The organism is Streptomyces sp. Ag82_O1-12, from assembly GCF_900182715.1.
GTDB classification, from domain to species: domain Bacteria; phylum Actinomycetota; class Actinomycetes; order Streptomycetales; family Streptomycetaceae; genus Streptomyces; species Streptomyces massasporeus.
This window is the reverse complement of the sequence record NZ_FXUW01000001.1, coordinates 7,296,192-7,314,058: the sequence shown is the minus strand read 5'-3', so window position 1 is coordinate 7,314,058 and position 17,867 is coordinate 7,296,192. Positions and strand designations below refer to the sequence as shown.

Here is a 17,867-nt window from a genome sequence, read left to right as displayed (position 1 = left end):
GCATAACTTCACGGACCAACCGCGCCCCGTCCCCAGGGAGCCCACCGTGCAGCCATCCCCGTCCGTTCCCCAACCCTCCTCCGATTCCCGGCAGTTGCGCCGCGTCGCCGTGTCCGGCCTGCTCGGCACGACCGTCGAGTTCTACGACTTCCTCGTCTACGGCACCGTCGCCGCGCTCGTCTTCGGGGAGCTGTTCTTCCCGCGGGCCGACCCGGCGGTCGGCACCATCGCGGCGTTCGGCACCTTCGCCGCGGGCTATCTCGCCCGGCCGCTCGGCGGCATCCTCTTCGGCCACTTCGGCGACCGGCTCGGCCGCAAGTCGATGCTGCTGCTGACCATGGTCCTGATGGGCTCCGGCAGCTTCCTCATCGGCCTGCTGCCGACCTACGACACCATCGGCGTCTGGGCGCCGGTCCTGCTCGTCGCCCTGCGCGTGGTGCAGGGCATCGCGATCGGCGGCGAGTGGGGCGGCGCGATGCTGATGGTCGTCGAGCACGCCGAGCACGCGCGGGGTTCCCGGCGCGGCCTGTGGTCCAGCTTCACCCAGCTCGGCGCCCCGCTCGGCTCCGTGCTGTCGGCCGGTGTGGTCACCCTCGTCGCCGGCCTGCCCGACGACGAGTTCCGCTCCTGGGGCTGGCGGGTGCCGTTCCTGCTCAGCATCATGCTGCTGGCCGTCGGCCTGTTCGTGCGCCTCAAGGTCGCCGAGAGCCCGCTGTTCGCGCAAGCCAAGCGGGAGCCGGTGGACAAGCCGCCGATCCTGGAGGTGCTGCGCCGCCCGAAGCCCGTGCTGCTGGCCGCCTGCGTCGGCATCGGCGCCTTCACCGCCCAGTCCCTGCTGACCAGCTTCATGATCTCCTACGCCGTCGACGAGGGGTACACCCGCCCACAGGTGCTGACCGCCGTCACCGTCGCCTCCTGCGTGGCCCTCGTCGTGCTGCCCACCGCGTCCGCGCTGTCGGACCGCGTCGGCCGCAGGCCCGTCGTGCTCGCCGGAGCCGTCGCCTCGGCGGCGCTCGCCTTCCCCGTGCTGGCCCTGGTCGACTCCGGCTCGCCCGGCCTGCTCATCCTCGCCCTCGCTCTCGGCCACGGCGTCGCCCAGTCCACGATGTACGGGCCGCTGGGCGCCCTGCTGACGGAGATGTTCGGCACCCGCGTCCGCTACACCGGCGCCTCCCTCGGCTACCAGGGCGCGACCCTGATCGGCGCCGGCTTCTCCCCGCTGATCGCCGGCAGCCTCCTCGCCTCGTACGGCGGAGGGAGCACGCCCGTCTCGCTGCTGCTGTGCGCGGGCGCCGCCATCACCGCGGTCACCGTGTGGCGGCTGCGCGAGACGCACACGGACGCCCTTGACTCCGCCGCCGCCACCCCCGCTCTGGAAGGAACCCCGCGTTGAGGATCCGCCTCGCTCTCCTGACCACCTGCCTCTCCGTGGCGAGCGCGCTGCCCGCGCAGGCCGCCGACGCCACCGACGCCCACCTGGAGGGCGCACTCCCGTCCGGCGCCGTGTACGTGATGGACGTACCCGCGTCCTGGAACGGCACGGTGCTGCTGTACAGCCACGGCTACGCCCCGGCGGGCTCCCCCAAGCAGGCCCAGAACACGCCGAGTACGGCCGCCCGGGACAAGCTGCTGGCCGAGGGCTACGCCCTGATCGGCTCCTCGTACGCGACGAACGGCTGGGCGATCACCGAGGCGGTGCCCGACCAGCTGGCCACGCTGGACCTGTTCACCGAGAAGTTCGGGTCGGCCCGGCGGACACTCGCCTGGGGCACCTCGTACGGCGGCTTCGTCACCACCATGCTCGCCGAGCGGCACGCCGACCGCTTCGACGGATCGCTGTCGATGTGCGGGCTGGTGCAGGGCGGCGTCGCCAACTGGAACAGCACCCTGGACCCGGTGTTCGCGCTGCGTACGCTGCTCGCCCCGGACTCCGGCATCAGGCTCGCGGGGTTCGCGGACCAGGCCGAGGCGGTCGCGGCCGCGAAGAGCCTCACCACGAAGGTCGACGCCGCCCAGCAGACCCCCGAGGGCCGGGCCCGTATCGCCCTCGCAGCCGCCCTGCACAACATCCCCGGCTACAACGACGCCTCGCAGACGAAGCCGGGCCCCACCGACTGGGGGACCCAGCAGGCCAACCAGGTCGCCGCCGTCCGGGGGCTCATCCAGAGGCCCGCCTTCAGCTGGCGGCAGGAGGCCGAGAGCCGGGCGGGCGGCAACCCGTCCTGGAACACTGGCGTCGACTACGGGGCCATGCTCGCCCGGTCCCCGCTGTACAAAGAGGTCACGGAGCTCTACAAGGAGGCGGGCCTGTCCTTGCGTACCGACCTCTCGGTCCTGGGCCGGGCACCCCGGATCTCGGCGGACCCGGGAGCCGTGGGGTGGATGCGGAAGACCAGTGTGCCGTCGGGCCGGCTCACCGACCCCCAGCTGAACATCCACACGACGGGTGACGCGCTGATCCCGGTGCAGGCCGAGAGCGCCTACCGGCGGGCGGCCACGGCCGGGGGCTCCGCGGGGCTCCTGCGTCAGGCCTACGTCGACGGCCCCGGCCACTGCGCCTTCACCGCCGGCGAGACGCTGGGCGCCCTGGACGCCCTGGAAGACCGCCTGGACACGGGCCACTGGGACGTGTCGCCCGGGGCGCTCAACTCCCGTGCGCAGCAGGAGGACCCGACGGCCGGGGCCCGCTACGTTCCCTACCGGCCTGCCGACTATCCCCGCCCCTACGACCTCGCCCACCCGGGAGACGCCCGGCCGTGACCGCCCCCACCGCGCCCGGCCGGCTGCTGTCCGTGCTCGCGGCCTTCGACCACGAGCATCCGGCGCTGTGCCTGACGGACATCAGCCGGCGGGCCGGGCTGAGCCTGACCACGGCGCACCGGCTGGTGGGCGCGCTCACCGAGTGGGGCGCCCTGGAGCGCGACGAGTCCGGCGTCTACCACGTCGGGCTGCGGTTGTGGGAGCTCGCCGCCCTGGCCCCGCGCGGCCTCGCCCTGCGGCAGATCGCGCTGCCGTATCTGGAGGACCTGTACGAGGCGACGCACGAGAACGTGCAGCTGGCCGTGCGGGACGGGCGGGACGTCGTCTACATCGAGTGGCTGTCGGGGCGGTCGGCGGTCGGTGTGCACATCCGCGTCGGCGCCCGCTGGCCGCTGCACGCCACCGGGGTCGGACTCGCCCTGCTGGCCCACGGCGACCCGGTGTTCCAGAAGGAGTACTGCGAGGGCGACCTCGCGTCCTTCACCCCGTACACGATCACCGAGCCGGAGCGGCTGCGGCGGGTGCTGGCCGATGTGCGCAGGTCGGGGGTGGCGGTGAGCGACCGTCAGGTCACGGAGGACGCCCTGTCGGTGGCCGCGCCGGTGCGCGGCGCGGACGGCGCGGTGACCGCGGCCGTGTCGATCGTGGTGCCCCACGCGACCGCCCAGGTCCCGGTGCTGGGCCCGGCGGTGCGGGTGGCGGCGCGCGGGATCTCACGGGCGCTGGGGTGGCAGCCCTGAGCGTCGCCGGGGCTCGGCGGACGCCGTGGGCTCAGGCTTCCCGGGCCGGGGTCATGGCCCAGCGGATGGTCCGGGTCAGGGCCCGGCCGGTGGGGCGCACGGCGAGGTCCTCGACGACCGGGACCCGGGGCAGCCACAGCATGCCGCGTGCCCAGGGCGGGAGCAGGGTCACGGCGTTCGCGGCCAGCCCCCCGTAGAACGGCCGTACGGGGAGGGGCAGGGGAGGCTGGAACAGCAGGAAGCGGGCGGCTGCCCGGGCCTCGGGCGTGGCCCGCAGTTCGGGCCGGTAGGCGGCCAGGCGCTCGGCCAGTTCGCCGCGGTCGCGCGGCGGGTCGAGCGCCCCCAGCGCCTCGGCGACGCGTGCGGTGTCGGCGACGTAGGCGTCGTAGCCGGCGGCGTCCAGGGGCCGGAACCCGTAGCGCTCGTGGGCGCGCAGGAAGCTGTCCGTCTCGGCGGCGTGCACCCAGCCCAGCAGTTGCGGGTCGGCCGCGTGGTACGGCACGCCCTCGGCGGTCGTGCCGCGGATCCGTTCGTGGATGCCGCGCACGTGGTCGACCGCCTCCTGGGCGTCCGTGGCGGTGCCGTACGTCGTCACGGCCAGGAAGGTGCTGGTGCGCTGCAAGCGGCCCCACGGGTCGCCGCGGAAGCCGGAGTGAGAGGCGACCGCCGCCATCGCGAGCGGATGCAGGGACTGCAGGAGCAGGGCGGTCAGCCCGCCGATGAACATCGAGGCGTCGCCGTGGACCGTGCGGATCGGCCGGTCCGGTGCGAACCAGCGCGGGCCGGGCGTGTGGTGGATACGGGCACGGGTCGCGGGTCCGCCGGGTCCCGCGACGCGGCGGAACAGGGCCTGGCCCACTTGTTCACGGACTCCGGTCAGCACGGTCGGCCTCCCTTCCCCTGCTGACCAGTGTCCGGCATGCCCCGGCTGTGCGGGCGTGCCGGGCGGGAGATGCTTCAGGAACCCGGCCCGGCCGCCGCGCGGTCGGCCCGGCCCCCGGCGCCGAGCGGCCCGGTGTAGCGGACCGGGCCCGAGGCCTCCAGGCGGGGCAGTGCGCGGCGCGCGACGCGCAGGACCACCGGGGGCATGGCCGGGCGGATCGGCTGGGCGAGGCGCAGCCACGCCGGTGCGTAGACGGCCGTGCGGCGGCGCTCCATGCCGGTGACCAGGCGGGCGGCGACCGTTTCCACGGGGTACACGCGGCGGGCCGGCGGGGGCATGTGCAGGCGCAGTTCGCGCAGGACGTCGTACCGGTCGGCGTCGCGGATCATGTCGGTGTCCGTCCAGTTGAGGTAGGCGATGCCCACCGCGACCCCGCGGTGCGCCACCTCCGCGCGCAGCGAGTGCGCGAAGGCCTCGACCCCCGCCTTGGAGGCGCAGTAGGCGCTCATCAGCGGGGCGGCGCCGATCGCGGCCAGGGAGGCGACCTGGAGGAAGTAACCCGCCGTGGCGAGCAGGTCCGGCAGGAACGCGCGGGCCGTCTGGGCGCTGCCGGTGAGGTTGACGTCGATCACACGGCGCCAGGCGGCCGGGTCCGTGGCGAGGAGTGCGCCGCCCTCGGCGATGCCGGCGTTCGCCACCACGGCCGAGGGCGGGCCGAGACGGTCCCGCACGGTGCCCGCCGCCGCTTCCAGCGCGGGGAGGTCGGTGACGTCGGCCTCCAGGGCGAGGGCCGGGCCCGGCAGGGAGGCGGCGACCGCGTCCAGGGCGGTCTTCTCGTGACCGACGAGCGCGACCCGGGCGCCGCGCCGGGCGGCCTCGCGGGCCACGGCCGCGCCCACGCCGCGGGCGGCTCCGGTGACGACGATCGTGCGCTCGGCGAGCGGACTGCTTGCCATGGGCTGCCCTTCCTTACGGCGCCGGCCCTGCCCCGGAGGGCCGGGTTCAGCGCCTGGCTCCGGTGCGGTCGCGGTGGGCGAGGAGCCGCTGGGCCCCGGCGAGGCCGGGAGACCGGTTGCGGCGCAGGGCGGCCCGGGCGGCGTTGGCCCCGGGCGCGCCGTGCACCCCGCCGCCGGGATGGGCTCCGGCGGAGGCGAGGTACAGGCCCGGCACCGGGGTCTCCGGGCGGCCGGTGCCGGGCAGGGGGCGGAAGACGAGCTGCTGGTGCATGGCGGTGGTGCCGCCGTTGATGGCGCCGCCCGCGAGATTGCCGTCGAGCGCCTCCAGGGTCGGGGGCGCCAGGATGCGGCGGCCCCGGATCAGTGAGCGGAAGCCGGGTGCGAAGCGCTCCACCTGGCGTTCGACGCGATCGGCCATGAGTTCCTGGTCCTTGGTGTCCCAGCGGCCGGTGATGCCCTCGTCGGCGGCGTCGGCGCGGATCTCGTGCGGGATGTGGGTGTACGCCCAGGCCGATTCGGTGCCCTGGGGGGAGCGGGTGGCGTCGGAGGTGGTCATCTGGCCGAAGATCGTGAACGGCCGGTCCGGGACCTGCCGCATGGCGATCTGCGCGGTGAAGCGGGTCAGCTCGTCCATGCCGTCGGCGAGGTGCACGGTGCCGGCCCGGGACGCCTGCTCGGTCTGCCAGGGCACCGGCCCGTCGAGCGCCCAGTCGACCTTGAAGGTGGCGAAGTCCCACTGGAAGCGCCGCAGGTCGTCGAGGAGTTGCGGGGGCAGGTGAGCGGCGTCGACCAGCTCGCCGTACAGGGCGGGCACCGACACGTCCGCGAGCACCGCCCGGCGGGCCCGCACCGCGTCACCGCCCGCCGTGCGCACGCCGACGGCCCGCCCGCCGCGGACGACGACGTGCTCGACGCGCTGCCCGCAGCGGACCCGGCCGCCCCGGGTCTCCAGACGCCGGACCAGGGCCGAGGTCAGCGCGCCGGAGCCGCCGGCCGGGACCGGGAAGCCGTAGGTCTGGCCCAGCATGGCCATCAGCCAGCCGAAGCCGCCGCTGCCGGCCGACTCGGGGGCGAGGTCGGCGTGCAGGGCGTTGCCGGCCAGCAGCAGCCGGCCGCCCTGGCCGCGGAACTCCTCCTCCCCCAGGCGCCGCACCGGCAGCACCAGGGAGCGGGCCATGCGCAGTCCGCCCGCGGCCCGCAGCCGCAGTGCGAGCCGTGCCGTGGCGCGGAGGGGCGGGAACGGGGTGAACAGGGCGTCCAGGAGGCCGGGGCGCAAGTTCTGCCACACCTGGTGCAGCCGCTGCCAGGCGGCTCCGTCGCCCGGCTCGAAGGTGTCGAGGGACGCGGCGGTGGTGTCGATGTTCCGGTCCAGGACGGCGCAGCTGCCGTCGGTGAGGGGGTGGGCCAGCACGCTGGGCGCGTGGCTCCAGCGCAGTCCGTGTTCCTCGGGGCGCAGCGCGGCCAGGACGGGCGAGGCGGCCGCGAGGGGGTAGAAGGAACTGAACAGGTCGTTGACGAAGGCGGGATCGACGCCCCGGTCGTGGCGTACGGCGCCGCCCGGTTCGGGCTGGTCCTCCAGAACCTCGACGCTCCACCCGGCGTCCGCGAGAACGTTGGCGGCCACCAGGCCGTTGGGGCCCGCGCCGATCACCACGGCGTCAGGCATGGCGGGGCCCGTCCGCGTCGGACCCCGCGGTCACTTGACCCAGGCCGCGGCGGGTGCCTCCCGGAACCCGCGCCTCGGCCTCGCACAGTCTGGCCAGCCGGGCCAGCATGGCGCGGTGGCGCAGCTGGATCAGCGCCTCGAATCCGACGTTGTGCAGCCGGCCGCCGGCGCCCCGCAGGGGATGCTCGTCCACGATCACCAGGCAGTGCTCTCCCCAGGGCCGCAGCTCGATCGCGATGCGTGCCGAGCCGAGCGCACCGGCGTGGGCCTCCAGCTCCAGCAGCTTGCCTTCCTCGCAGTGGCGGACGACCGTCTCGTTGTCGAGCCGCACGGGGCCGAGCCGGACCTCGTAGTTGATCGCCGCGCCGGTGCGTGGCCACTGCCCGCGCACCGGGTGGGACTCGGAGGTGCCCACGACCCATTCCGCGTAGCGGTGGCCGTCGGCGAGGACGTCCCACACGGCGCCCGGGCCGACTCGGATCAGGTGATGGCGTACGGCCACGGATGCCTCCTGCTGCCTCGACCGGTGGTCTGCGTCCACCCCGAGTGCCCCGGTAAGTCCTGGTTCAACAGCGCGACCCGGCGGCTCGCCCCTGTCGCGTCGCAGGGGGAGTGAGAGCGCTCTCAGGCGGCGGATGCAGGCTTACCGGGTCTGCCTCGCTCCCCGCCCGCGCCTCCCCCGTCGGCACGGCCTGTTTCAAGCTGTGCAACCACCGAGCGCCCTCGCACCAATCCCGGCTTCGGCTCTTGACGACCCGGGACGCGTGGAGCACATTGACCGCACTTTGAGAGCGCTCTCACCCCTCCCGCATCCGATCCGAGAGGCATCCCCACATGAGCGACACCACCGGCACCCGGCGCGGACGGCGCCCGCTGCGGCGGGCGTTCGTCGCCGTCGTCAGCACGCTCGGCCTCGCGGCCGCCGCCTCCGCGGTCGCCACCCCGTCCGCGACCGCCTCCGCCCCGACGCCCCCGTCGGGCTGGACACAGCTCTTCGTGGACGACTTCAACGGCGCCGCCGGCACCGGCGTCAACACCTCCGACTGGCAGTACGCGACCGGCCGGGGTTACCCGGGCGGTCCCACCGGCTGGGGCACCGGCGAGATCGAGACGATGACGAACAGCACGGACAACGTCGCGCTCGACGGCAACGGCAACCTCCGCATCACGCCCCGGCGGGACGCCGCCGGCAACTGGACCTCCGGCCGGATCGAGACCAACCGCACCGACTTCCGGCCCCCCGCCGGCGGCACGCTCCGCGTCGAGTCGCGCATCCAGGTGCCGAACGTCACCGGCGCCGCCGCCAAGGGCTACTGGCCGGCGTTCTGGATGCTGGGCGCCCCGTACCGCGGCGACTACTGGAACTGGCCGGCGGTCGGCGAGCTGGACATCATGGAGAACACCCAGGGCATGAACACGGTGTTCGCGACGATGCACTGCGGCACCTCGCCGGGCGGTCCTTGCAACGAGACCAGCGGCATCGGCGGTTCGACCACCTGCCAGGGCACCTCCTGCCAGGCCGGCTTCCACACGTACCGGATGGAGTGGGACCGCTCGACGAGCGTGGAGGAGATCCGCTTCTCCCTCGACGGCGTCAACTACCACACCGTGCGCGCCGATCAGGTCGACGCGACGACCTGGAAGAACGCCACCGACCACGGCTTCTTCGTCATCCTGAACGTCGCGATGGGCGGCGGCTTCCCCGACGCGTTCGGCGGCGGCCCGGACGCCGGGACGCAAGCAGGCCACGCGATGGTCGTCGACTACGTGCAGGTGCTGTCGTCCGGCGGCGGCACCACGCCCCCGCCGACCGGGAACCGCGACGCCTACTCCGCCATCCAGGCCGAGTCCTACGACGGTCAGTCCGGCGTGATCACCGAGACGACGGCCGACTCCGGCGGCGGGCAGAACGTCGGCGCGCTCGCAGGCGGCGACTGGCTGCACTTCAAGGGCGTGAACTTCGGCTCCTCGGCGGCCCGTCAGTTCAACGCCCGGGTCGCGAGCGGAGCGGCCGGCGGCGTCAGCGGGCTGGTGGAGGTGCGGCTGGACAGCCGCGGCAACGCGCCCGTCGGGAGTTTCGCGGTGGGCAGCACCGGGGGCTGGCAGTCATGGAAGACCGTCCCGGCGAACATCAGCGCCGTGACGGGCACGCACGACGTGTATCTGACCTTCACCAGCGGTCAGCCGGCGGACTTCGTGAACGTCAACTGGTTCACCTTCGGGCACTGACGGCCCTCGCGGAGGGGCTCCACGCGCGCGTGGGGCCCCTTTTCGCCGCGCCGGTCCGCCCTCGGCTTCGTCGCGCCCGTCGCCCTCAGCGCAGTTCCGCCCGGAAGGCCGCCGGGGTCTGTTCGGTGTGCTGGTGGAAGAACTTGGAGAAGTTCGCGGCGTCGGGGAACCCGACCGCCACGCCGACCCGGCCGATGGGCAGTTCGGTGTGGGCGAGGAGCCGCTTGGCCTCGAGGACCACGCGCTTGTCGATGAAGGCCTTGGGGGTCTCGCCGGTCGCGGCGCGCACCGCCCGGACCAGGGTGCGGCGCGAGTAGCCGAGCGCGTCGGCGTAGGCGCTGACGCTGTGGTTGGTGGCGAAGTCCCGCTCCACGGCGTCCCGGAAGAGGGTGAAGGTGGAGTCGGAGTGCTGCCGCAGGGCCTGCGCCGCGCTCGCCGCGAGGTGGGCGAGCCGCAGCAGGAACGCCGTCAGGGTGTGGCGCAGAACGGCGGTGTGCAGGCTCAGCGGGAGCGTGGCCGTGTCCTCGTACTCGCGCAGCAGCTGGGCGAGCGCGGCTTCCAGTCCGGCGAGTTGGGCCGCGTCGGGGCGCAACAGGGGCGGCAGGTCGTAGCGGTAGAGGCCGGTGGCCTCCACGGTCGAGCGGGGCAGAAAGCCGGGCTGCATGGTCAGCACGGTTCCGCGGTACTCGCTGCTGCGCGAGAAGCGGTGGACCTGCCCCGGGCGGATCCACAGCAGGTCCCCGGCCGTGGCCTCGTACTCGGTGAAGTCGACCATGTGCCGGACCGGGCCCGCGCCGAACAGCATCACGACGTGGAAGTCGATGCGGTGCACGCGCTCCAGCGGCGCGTCGGCGTGCCAGGTACGGCCGGTCCCCATCGGACCGATCTGCATGCCGACGCCGCCGACGCTGAGCTCGACCGGGAAGGGGAAGGTATCGATCCCGTCGCCGCCTTGGATGCTTCTGTCCACGATGTCCACCAAGTGCCCCTCGTCCCGCTCCGCTCGCGTGCCCTGCTGCCGGTGGGTGTCCCACTTTCACCACAGGCTGGCACACGCCGACCTTCCGCCGTAAAAGTCAGACTTTTAATTTTGAACACGTCAGACCAGCAACTTCGCTCCCATCGAGGACTTCTTGAAGATGAGCACGCAGACAGCGGACCGCTTCGCATGGACCGAACTCGACCGGCGTGCCGTCGACACCGCCCGTCTTCTGGCGGCGGACGCCGTCCAGCGGGTCGGCAACGGCCACCCCGGTACCGCGATGAGCCTGGCTCCGGCCGCCTACACGATCTTTCAGAAGGTGATGCGGCACGACCCCGCCGATCCCGAGTGGCCCGGCCGTGACCGCTTCGTCCTGTCCCCCGGCCACACCTCGCTGACCCTCTACACGCAGCTCTACCTCGCGGGCTACGAGCTGGAGCTGGACGACCTCAAGGCGTTCCGCACGCACGGCTCCAAGACGCCCGGCCACCCCGAGTACGGGCACACCGCCGGTGTGGAGACCACCACCGGCCCGCTGGGCCAGGGCGTCGCGAACGCCGTCGGCATGGCGATGGCCGCCCGGTACGAGCGCGGCCTGTTCGACCCGGACGCCCCCGAGGGCGACTCCCCCTTCGACCACACGATCTGGGCGATCGTCTCCGACGGCGACCTCCAGGAGGGCGTCTCCGCCGAGGCCTCCTCGCTCGCCGGCCACCAGAAGCTCGGCAACCTGGTCTTCCTCTACGACGACAACCACATCTCCATCGAGGGCGACACCGCGACCGCGTTCTCCGAGGACGTGCTGAAGCGCTACGAGGCCTACGGCTGGCACGTCCAGCGGATCGAGCCGCTGGAGGACGGCGACGTCGACCCGCACGCGCTGTACGCGGCTCTGAGGGCGGCTCAGGCCGAGACCGCGCGGCCGTCCATCATCGCGATGCGCACGATCATCGCCTGGCCCGCCCCGAACGCGCGCGACACCGAGGCCTCCCACGGCTCGGCGCTCGGCGAGGACGAGGTCGCGGCCACCAAGCGGCTCCTCGGCTTCGACCCGGAGCGGTCCTTCGAGGTCGCCGACGAGGTGCTGGCCCACACCCGCCGGGCCCTGGACCGGGGCGCCGAGGCGCGCACCGCCTGGGACAAGGGGATCGCCGCCTGGCGGTCCGACAACCCGGAGCGGGCGGCCACGTTCGACCGGGTGAGCAAGGGCGAGCTGCCCGAGGGCTGGGAGGACGCCCTGCCGGTGTTCGAGGCGGGCACGGCGGTCGCGACCCGGGCCGCGTCCGGGAAGGTCCTCCAGGCGCTCGGCCCGGTCGTCCCCGAGCTGTGGGGCGGCTCCGCCGACCTGGCCGGCTCCAACAACACCACCATCGACAAGACCAGCTCGTTCCTCCCGGCGGGCAACCCGCTGCCGGAGGCCGACCCGTACGGCCGCACCGTGCACTTCGGCATCCGCGAGTTCTCCATGGCCGCGGAGATGAACGGCATCGCGCTGCACGGCAACACCCGTGTCTACGGCGGCACCTTCCTGGTGTTCTCCGACTACATGCGCAACGCGGTGCGGATGTCGGCCCTGATGCAGCTGCCGGTGACGTACGTGTGGACGCACGACTCCATCGGCCTCGGCGAGGACGGCCCGACCCACCAGCCGGTGGAACATCTGGCCGCGCTGCGGGCCATCCCGGGCCTGAACGTCGTACGCCCCGCCGACGCGGGCGAGACCGCGATCGTCTGGGCCGAGATCCTGAAGCGGCACAGCACCGCCCCCGCCCCGCACGGCCTCGCGCTCACCCGCCAGGGCGTGCCCACGTACGAGCCGGACCCGGACGCCGCGCGCGGCGGCTACGTGAGGTTCGAGGCCGAGGGCGGCACGCCCCAGGTGATCCTGATCGCCACCGGCTCCGAGGTGCACGTCGCCGCCGGGGCGCGCGAGCTGCTCCAGGGCGCCGGCGTGCCCACCCGCGTCGTGTCGATGCCGTCCGTGGAGTGGTTCGAGGAGCAGCCGCGCTCCTACCGCGACAGCGTGCTGCCGCCGTCCGTGAAGGCCCGGGTCGCCGTCGAGGCCGGGATCGGGCTGACCTGGCACCGGTTCGTCGGAGACGCGGGGCGCATCGTCTCCCTGGAGCACTTCGGTGCCTCCGCCGACGCGAAGACCCTGTTCGCCGAGTACGGCTTCACCCCCGAGAACGTCGTCGCCGCCGCGCGGGAGTCCCTCACCGCCGCCCGTGGCTGATCCGACCGCCCGAAAGAAGATGATCACTGTGACCGAAGCGACCGCGAACGCGGGAGCACTGAAGCGCCTGTCCGACGAAGGCGTGTCCATCTGGCTCGACGACCTGTCGCGCCGGCGGATCGAGTCCGGCAACCTGGCGGAGCTCGTCGCCACGAGGAACGTCGTCGGCGTCACCACCAACCCGTCCATCTTCCAGGCCGCCATCGGCTCCGGCGCGGGCTACGAGGAGCAGCTCGCCGACCTGGCGGTGCGCGGGGTGACCGTGGACGAGGCCGTGCGGATGATGACGACCGCCGACGTCCGGGCCGCCGCCGACGTCCTGCGGCCGGTGTACGAGTCGACCGGAGGCCGGGACGGCCGCGTCTCCATCGAGGTCGACCCGCGCCTCGCCCACGACACGACGGCGACCGTCGCCGAGGCCCGGCAGCTGGCCTGGCTGGTGGACCGCCCCAACGTGATGATCAAGATCCCGGCGACGAAGGCGGGCCTGCCGGCGATCACCGAGGTGATCGGCGCGGGCATCAGCGTGAACGTGACGCTGATCTTCTCCCTGGAGCGCTACCGCGAGGTGATGGACGCCTACGTCACCGGCCTGGAGAAGGCCCGGGCGGCCGGTCTCGACCTGTCGGGCATTCACTCGGTCGCGTCGTTCTTCGTCTCCCGTGTGGACTCCGAGATCGACAAGCGGCTGACGCTGCTGGGCACGGACGAGGCCCTCGCCCTGAAGGGCCGCGCGGCCCTGGCCAACGCGCGGCTCGCCTACGAGGCGTACGAGCACGTCTTCGCCGGGGCGCGCTGGCAGGCGCTGGGCGGCGCCCGTGCGAACCGGCAGCGCCCCCTTTGGGCCTCCACCGGTGTGAAGGACCCCGCATACAAGGACACCCTGTACGTGGACGAACTGGTCGCCCCCGGCACGGTCAACACCATGCCGGAGGCCACGCTGAACGCCGTCGCCGACCATGGGGACGTCCAGGGAGACACGGTCACCGGCGGTTACGCCCAGGCCCGAGCCGACCTGGCGGCCGTCGAACGGCTCGGCATTGCATACGACGAGGTGGTGCGGCAACTGGAGAACGAGGGCGTGGCCAAGTTCGAGGTGGCCTGGCAGGAGCTGCTGGACGCGGTCACCAAGTCCTTGAACAGCAAGGGAGTTGACGCGGAATGAGCGAGGGCATCCCTCAGACGGCCGAGCAGGAGACCAAGGGCACCAAGGAGGAGAAGGAAGCCCGGGCCGCGCAGGAGGCGGCCGGGGTGGAGCAGACCGGGGTGAGCGGTCACGCGCCCCGCCGGACGGAGCACGCCGACACCCACTTCGAGAACCCCCTGCGCGACCCGCGCGACCGCCGTCTGCCCAGGATCGCGGGTCCGTCCGGGCTCGTCATCTTCGGCGTGACCGGCGACCTGTCCCGCAAGAAGCTGATGCCGGCCGTGTACGACCTGGCCAACCGAGGTCTGCTGCCGCCGGGCTTCTCGCTGGTGGGCTTCGCCCGCCGGGACTGGGAGGACCAGGACTTCGCGCAGGTGGTGCACGACGCGGTCCGCGAACACGCGCGCACCCCGTTCCGCGAGGAGGTCTGGCAGCAGCTCGCCGAGGGCATGCGGTTCATCCCCGGTGACTTCGACGACGACACGGCCTTCAAGCAGCTGCGATCCGCCGTCGAGGAGCTGGACGCCTCCCGGGGCACCAGCGGCAACTACGCCTTCTACCTGTCGGTGCCGCCGAAGTTCTTCCCCAAGGTCGTCCAGCAGCTGAAGAAGCACAAGCTGGCCAGTGCCCCCGAGGGTTCCTGGCGCCGGGCGGTCATCGAGAAGCCGTTCGGGCACGATCTGGGGTCGGCCGAGGAGCTCAACCGGATCGTGCACGACGTGTTCGACCCGGAGCAGGTCTTCCGGATCGACCACTACCTCGGCAAGGAGACCGTCCAGAACCTCCTGGCGCTGCGTTTCGCCAACCAGATGTTCGAGCCGATCTGGAACCGGTCGTACGTCGACCACGTGCAGATCACCATGGCCGAGGACATCGGCATCGGCGGCCGGGCCGGTTACTACGACGGCATCGGCGCCGCCCGTGACGTCATCCAGAACCACCTGCTCCAGTTGATGGCGCTCACCGCGATGGAGGAACCGGCCGCCTTCGACGCGGCCTCGCTGCTCACGGAGAAGCTGAAGGTCCTCAAGGCGGTGCGGCTGCCGCAGGACCTGGGGCAGGGCACCGTGCGCGGTCAGTACGCGGCGGCCTGGCAGGGCGGCACGAAGGTGCGCGGGTACCTGGAGGAGGACGGCATCGACCAGTCCTCCACGACCGACACCTATGCCGCGGTCCGGCTCCAGGTGGACAACCGCCGCTGGGCGGGTGTCCCGTTCTACCTGCGCACCGGCAAGCGGCTGGGCCGCCGCGTGACGGAGATCGCCGTGGTGTTCCAGCGGGCGCCGCACTCCCCCTTCGACTCCAGCGCGACCGAGGAGCTGGGCTCCAACGCGATCGTCATCCGCGTCCAGCCGGACGAGGGCATGACCGTCCGCTTCGGGTCGAAGGTGCCGGGCACGTCGATGGAGATCCGGGACGTCACGATGGACTTCGCCTACGGCGAGTCGTTCACCGAATCGAGCCCCGAGGCGTACGAACGGCTCATCCTTGACGTCCTCCTGGGCGACGCCAACCTGTTCCCCCGTCACCAGGAAGTGGAAGAGTCCTGGAAGATCCTCGACCCGATCGAGCAGTACTGGGCCACGCACGGCCGGCCCGCGCAGTACGCCTCGGGCAGCTGGGGACCCGAGGAGGCAGACGAGATGCTCGCACGAGACGGACGGAGCTGGCGCAGGCCATGAAGATCGACCTGACCGACACCACGGCAAGCAAGATCAACAAGGCGCTGGTGCAGGGGCGCCGCGCCATCGGCACACCCGCCGTGGGCATGGTCCTGACGATGGTGATCGTCACGGACGAGGAGAACGCCTACGACGCGATCAAGGCGGCCGAGGAGGCCTCGCACGAGCACCCCTCGCGCACCCTGGTCGTCATCAAGCGCCACGCCCGCACCCCGCGCGACCGCCAGTCCTCCCGCCTCGACGCCGAGGTCCGGGTGGGCGCCGACGCGGGCACCGGCGAGACCGTGATCCTGCGGACCTACGGCGAGGTGTCCGACCACGCCGACTCGGTGGTGCTGCCGCTGCTGCTGCCGGACGCTCCGGTGGTGGTGTGGTGGCCGGTGGACGCCCCCGAGGTGCCCTCCAAGGACCCGCTCGGGGCGCTGGCCCAGCGGCGGATCACCGACCTGTACGCCGTCGAGAACCCGCTGGAGACGCTCCAGGCCCGGGTGCGCGCCTACGCGCCCGGTGACACCGACCTCGCCTGGACCCGGCTGACGCCCTGGCGGTCGATGCTGGCCGCGGCGCTGGACCAGGCCCGGGCGCGGATCGTCTCGGCGGCGGTGGAGGCCGAGGCCGAGAACCCGGCCGCCGAGCTGCTGGCCCGCTGGCTGGAGGCGCGGCTGCACGTGCGGGTCGACCGGGTGGTCACCGCCGGGCCGGTCGTCACGGCCGTACGCCTGGGCACGGAGAACGGCGAGATCGTCATCGACCGCCCCGAGGGACCGCTGGCCACGCTGACCCTGCCGGGCCAGCCGTCGCGCACCCTCGCCCTGAAGGTCCGTGCCACCTCCGAACTCATCGCCGAGGAGCTGCGGCGCCTCGACGCGGACGAGATGTACGCCATCGCCCTGAACGGCGAGGCAACCGAGGAGACCCCCGCTCATGTCTGACTCCCCCTCCGGTTCCCCGAGGCTCGACCGGCGTCCCGAGTGGACCGCCCTGGAGGACCACCGCAAGGATGCCCTGCCGCAGCCCGATCTGCGGGAGCTGTTCGCGGCGGACCCGGGACGCGCCGAGCGCTACGTCGTGCACGTGGGCGACCTGCGCATCGACTACTCCAAGCACCTGGTCACCGACGAGACGCTGGCCCTGCTCCAGGAGCTGGCCGCCGCGACCGATGTGTTCGGGTTGCGGGACGCCATGTTCGCCGGTGAGAGGATCAACGTCACCGAGGACCGGGCCGTGCTGCACACCGCCCTGCGGGCGCCTCGGGACACCGTCGTCGAGGTCGACGGCGAGAACGTCGTCCCGGGCGTGCACGCCGTCCTCGACAAGATGGCCGCCTTCGCGGACCGGGTGCGCTCCGGGGAGTGGACCGGCCACACCGGCAAGCGCATCCGCAACATCGTCAACATCGGCATCGGCGGCTCGGACCTCGGCCCGGCGATGGCCTACGAGGCGCTGCGGCCGTTCACCGACCGGGATCTGACGTTCCGCTTCGTGTCGAACGTGGACGGCTCGGACCTGCACGAGGCGGTGCGCGACCTGGACCCGGCTCAGACGCTGTTCATCGTCGCGTCCAAGACCTTCACCACGATCGAGACGATCACCAACGCGACCTCGGCCCGCTCCTGGCTGCTGGAGGGTCTGGGGACCGACGAGAAGGCGGTCGCCAAGCACTTCGTGGCGCTGTCGACCAACGCGGAGAAGGTCGCCGACTTCGGCATCGACGTCGACAACATGTTCGAGTTCTGGGACTGGGTCGGCGGCCGCTACTCGTACGACTCCGCGATCGGCCTGTCCCTGATGATCGCGATCGGCCCGGACCGTTTCCGGGAGATGCTCGACGGCTTCCGCATCGTCGACGAGCACTTCCGCAACGCCCCGGCCGAGGCCAACGCTCCGCTTCTGCTGGGCCTGCTGGGCATCTGGTACGGCAACTTCCACGACGCCCAGTCGCACGCCGTCCTGCCCTACAGCCACTACCTGTCCAAGTTCACCGCCTACCTCCAGCAGCTCGACATGGAGTCCAACGGCAAGTCGGTGGACCGCGACGGGAACCCGGTGGAGTGGCAGACCGGGCCGGTGGTGTGGGGCACGCCCGGCACCAACGGGCAGCACGCCTACTACCAGCTCATCCACCAGGGCACCAAGCTCATCCCGGCCGACCTGATCGGCTTCGCCCGGCCCGTCGCCGAGCTGAGCGACGAACTGAAGGCGCAGCACGACCTGCTGATGGCCAACCTGTTCGCGCAGGGGCAGGCGCTCGCCTTCGGCAAGACCGCCGAGGAGGTCCGCGCGGAGGGCGTGCCCGAGGAGCAGGTGCCGCACCGCACCTTCCGGGGCAACCACCCCACCACGACGATCCTGGCCACCGAGCTGTCCCCGTCGGTCCTCGGCCAGCTGATCGCCCTCTACGAGCACAAGGTGTTCGTGCAGGGCGCCGTCTGGAACATCGACTCCTTCGACCAGTGGGGCGTCGAGCTCGGCAAGGTCCTCGCCAAACGCGTCGAGCCCGCCCTGACCGAGGGCGCGGACGTCCCCGGTCTCGACCCGTCCACGGCCGCGCTGGTGGCCGCCTACCGCACACTTCGGGAAGTGAACTGA

Annotated in this window: 14 protein-coding genes; 9 read left to right on the top strand and 5 right to left on the bottom strand. The window is 72.7% G+C overall.

The window, feature by feature from the left end; all coding sequences use genetic code 11:
- Positions 1-46 precede the first annotated feature (46 nt).
- From QOL88_RS33285 to QOL88_RS33275, 3 genes are read left to right on the top strand one after another with little or no spacing between them, the layout of a single operon-like run.
- Entirely contained in the window at positions 47-1,393 is a 1,347-nt protein-coding gene (locus QOL88_RS33285; protein ID WP_097221946.1) for an MFS transporter, read from the top strand.
- On the top strand, positions 1,390-2,760 hold the full coding sequence (locus QOL88_RS33280; protein ID WP_097221945.1) for an alpha/beta hydrolase family protein: 1,371 nt from the start codon (positions 1,390-1,392) through the stop codon (positions 2,758-2,760). Before QOL88_RS33285 ends, QOL88_RS33280 begins: the two co-directional genes overlap by 4 nt.
- Positions 2,757-3,500, top strand: coding sequence for an IclR family transcriptional regulator (locus QOL88_RS33275; RefSeq protein ID WP_097221944.1), 744 nt, complete (start codon positions 2,757-2,759; stop codon positions 3,498-3,500). Before QOL88_RS33280 ends, QOL88_RS33275 begins: the two co-directional genes overlap by 4 nt.
- Before the next feature lie 31 nt (positions 3,501-3,531).
- Here the strand turns inward: QOL88_RS33275 and QOL88_RS33270 are convergent, their stop codons facing one another.
- The 4 genes from QOL88_RS33270 to QOL88_RS33255 form a co-directional block, all read right to left on the bottom strand.
- Positions 3,532-4,383: an oxygenase MpaB family protein gene (locus tag QOL88_RS33270; RefSeq protein WP_097221943.1), complete on the bottom strand. Its 852-nt coding sequence runs from the start codon at positions 4,381-4,383 to the stop codon at positions 3,532-3,534.
- A gap of 74 nt (positions 4,384-4,457) precedes the next feature.
- Positions 4,458-5,339: an SDR family oxidoreductase gene (locus QOL88_RS33265; protein ID WP_097221942.1), complete on the bottom strand. Its 882-nt coding sequence runs from the start codon at positions 5,337-5,339 to the stop codon at positions 4,458-4,460.
- A 46-nt stretch (positions 5,340-5,385) separates the two neighbouring features.
- Positions 5,386-7,005 carry a phytoene desaturase family protein gene (locus tag QOL88_RS33260; protein WP_097221941.1) on the bottom strand — a complete coding sequence of 540 codons (1,620 nt, stop codon included), beginning with the start codon at positions 7,003-7,005 and terminating at the stop codon, positions 5,386-5,388.
- Positions 6,998-7,507 carry an SRPBCC family protein gene (locus QOL88_RS33255; protein ID WP_097221940.1) on the bottom strand — a complete coding sequence of 170 codons (510 nt, stop codon included), beginning with the start codon at positions 7,505-7,507 and terminating at the stop codon, positions 6,998-7,000. The genes QOL88_RS33260 and QOL88_RS33255 overlap by 8 nt, the downstream gene beginning before the upstream one ends.
- Before the next feature lie 332 nt (positions 7,508-7,839).
- Between QOL88_RS33255 and QOL88_RS33250 the strand changes: the two genes are divergently transcribed.
- The gene (locus QOL88_RS33250) at positions 7,840-9,234 is read left to right on the top strand and encodes a glycoside hydrolase family 16 protein (RefSeq protein ID WP_097221939.1); all 1,395 of its coding nucleotides are present in this window, start codon (positions 7,840-7,842) and stop codon (positions 9,232-9,234) included.
- An 85-nt stretch (positions 9,235-9,319) separates the two neighbouring features.
- Here the strand turns inward: QOL88_RS33250 and QOL88_RS33245 are convergent, their stop codons facing one another.
- Positions 9,320-10,207 carry a helix-turn-helix transcriptional regulator gene (locus QOL88_RS33245; protein ID WP_097223293.1) on the bottom strand — a complete coding sequence of 296 codons (888 nt, stop codon included), beginning with the start codon at positions 10,205-10,207 and terminating at the stop codon, positions 9,320-9,322.
- 166 nt (positions 10,208-10,373) lie between these two features.
- Here QOL88_RS33245 and tkt point away from each other — a divergent pair, with 166 nt between their 5' ends.
- Genes tkt through pgi form a run of 5 tightly spaced genes read left to right on the top strand, consistent with a single transcriptional unit; the run spans position 10,374 to position 17,867 of the window.
- On the top strand, positions 10,374-12,449 hold the full coding sequence (gene tkt, locus QOL88_RS33240) for a transketolase (RefSeq protein ID WP_097221938.1): 2,076 nt from the start codon (positions 10,374-10,376) through the stop codon (positions 12,447-12,449).
- A gap of 19 nt (positions 12,450-12,468) precedes the next feature.
- A complete protein-coding gene (gene tal, locus QOL88_RS33235; RefSeq protein ID WP_097223292.1) occupies positions 12,469-13,614 on the top strand; it encodes a transaldolase in 1,146 nt (381 codons plus the stop codon).
- The gene (gene zwf, locus QOL88_RS33230) at positions 13,611-15,278 is read left to right on the top strand and encodes a glucose-6-phosphate dehydrogenase (RefSeq protein ID WP_097221937.1); all 1,668 of its coding nucleotides are present in this window, start codon (positions 13,611-13,613) and stop codon (positions 15,276-15,278) included. Before tal ends, zwf begins: the two co-directional genes overlap by 4 nt.
- A complete protein-coding gene (gene opcA / locus QOL88_RS33225) occupies positions 15,275-16,210 on the top strand; it encodes a glucose-6-phosphate dehydrogenase assembly protein OpcA (protein WP_097221936.1) in 936 nt (311 codons plus the stop codon). The genes zwf and opcA overlap by 4 nt, the downstream gene beginning before the upstream one ends.
- Positions 16,203-17,867 (top strand): glucose-6-phosphate isomerase, encoded by a 1,665-nt coding sequence (gene pgi / locus QOL88_RS33220; protein WP_097221935.1) that lies wholly within the window; start codon positions 16,203-16,205, stop codon positions 17,865-17,867. The genes opcA and pgi overlap by 8 nt, the downstream gene beginning before the upstream one ends.

Bases quoted from the DNA above. Each gene is read 5' to 3' on its own strand.
- QOL88_RS33265 (WP_097221942.1), bottom strand. From the start codon at position 5,339: ATGGCAAGCAGTCCGCTCGCCGAGCGCACGATCGTCGTCACCGGAGCC.
- QOL88_RS33260 (WP_097221941.1), bottom strand. From the start codon at position 7,005: ATGCCTGACGCCGTGGTGATCGGCGCGGGCCCCAACGGCCTGGTGGCC.
- QOL88_RS33250 (WP_097221939.1), top strand. From the start codon at position 7,840: ATGAGCGACACCACCGGCACCCGGCGCGGACGGCGCCCGCTGCGGCGG.
- tkt (WP_097221938.1), top strand. From the start codon at position 10,374: ATGAGCACGCAGACAGCGGACCGCTTCGCATGGACCGAACTCGACCGG.
- tal (WP_097223292.1), top strand. From the start codon at position 12,469: ATGATCACTGTGACCGAAGCGACCGCGAACGCGGGAGCACTGAAGCGC.
- zwf (WP_097221937.1), top strand. From the start codon at position 13,611: ATGAGCGAGGGCATCCCTCAGACGGCCGAGCAGGAGACCAAGGGCACC.
- opcA (WP_097221936.1), top strand. From the start codon at position 15,275: ATGAAGATCGACCTGACCGACACCACGGCAAGCAAGATCAACAAGGCG.
- pgi (WP_097221935.1), top strand. From the start codon at position 16,203: ATGTCTGACTCCCCCTCCGGTTCCCCGAGGCTCGACCGGCGTCCCGAG.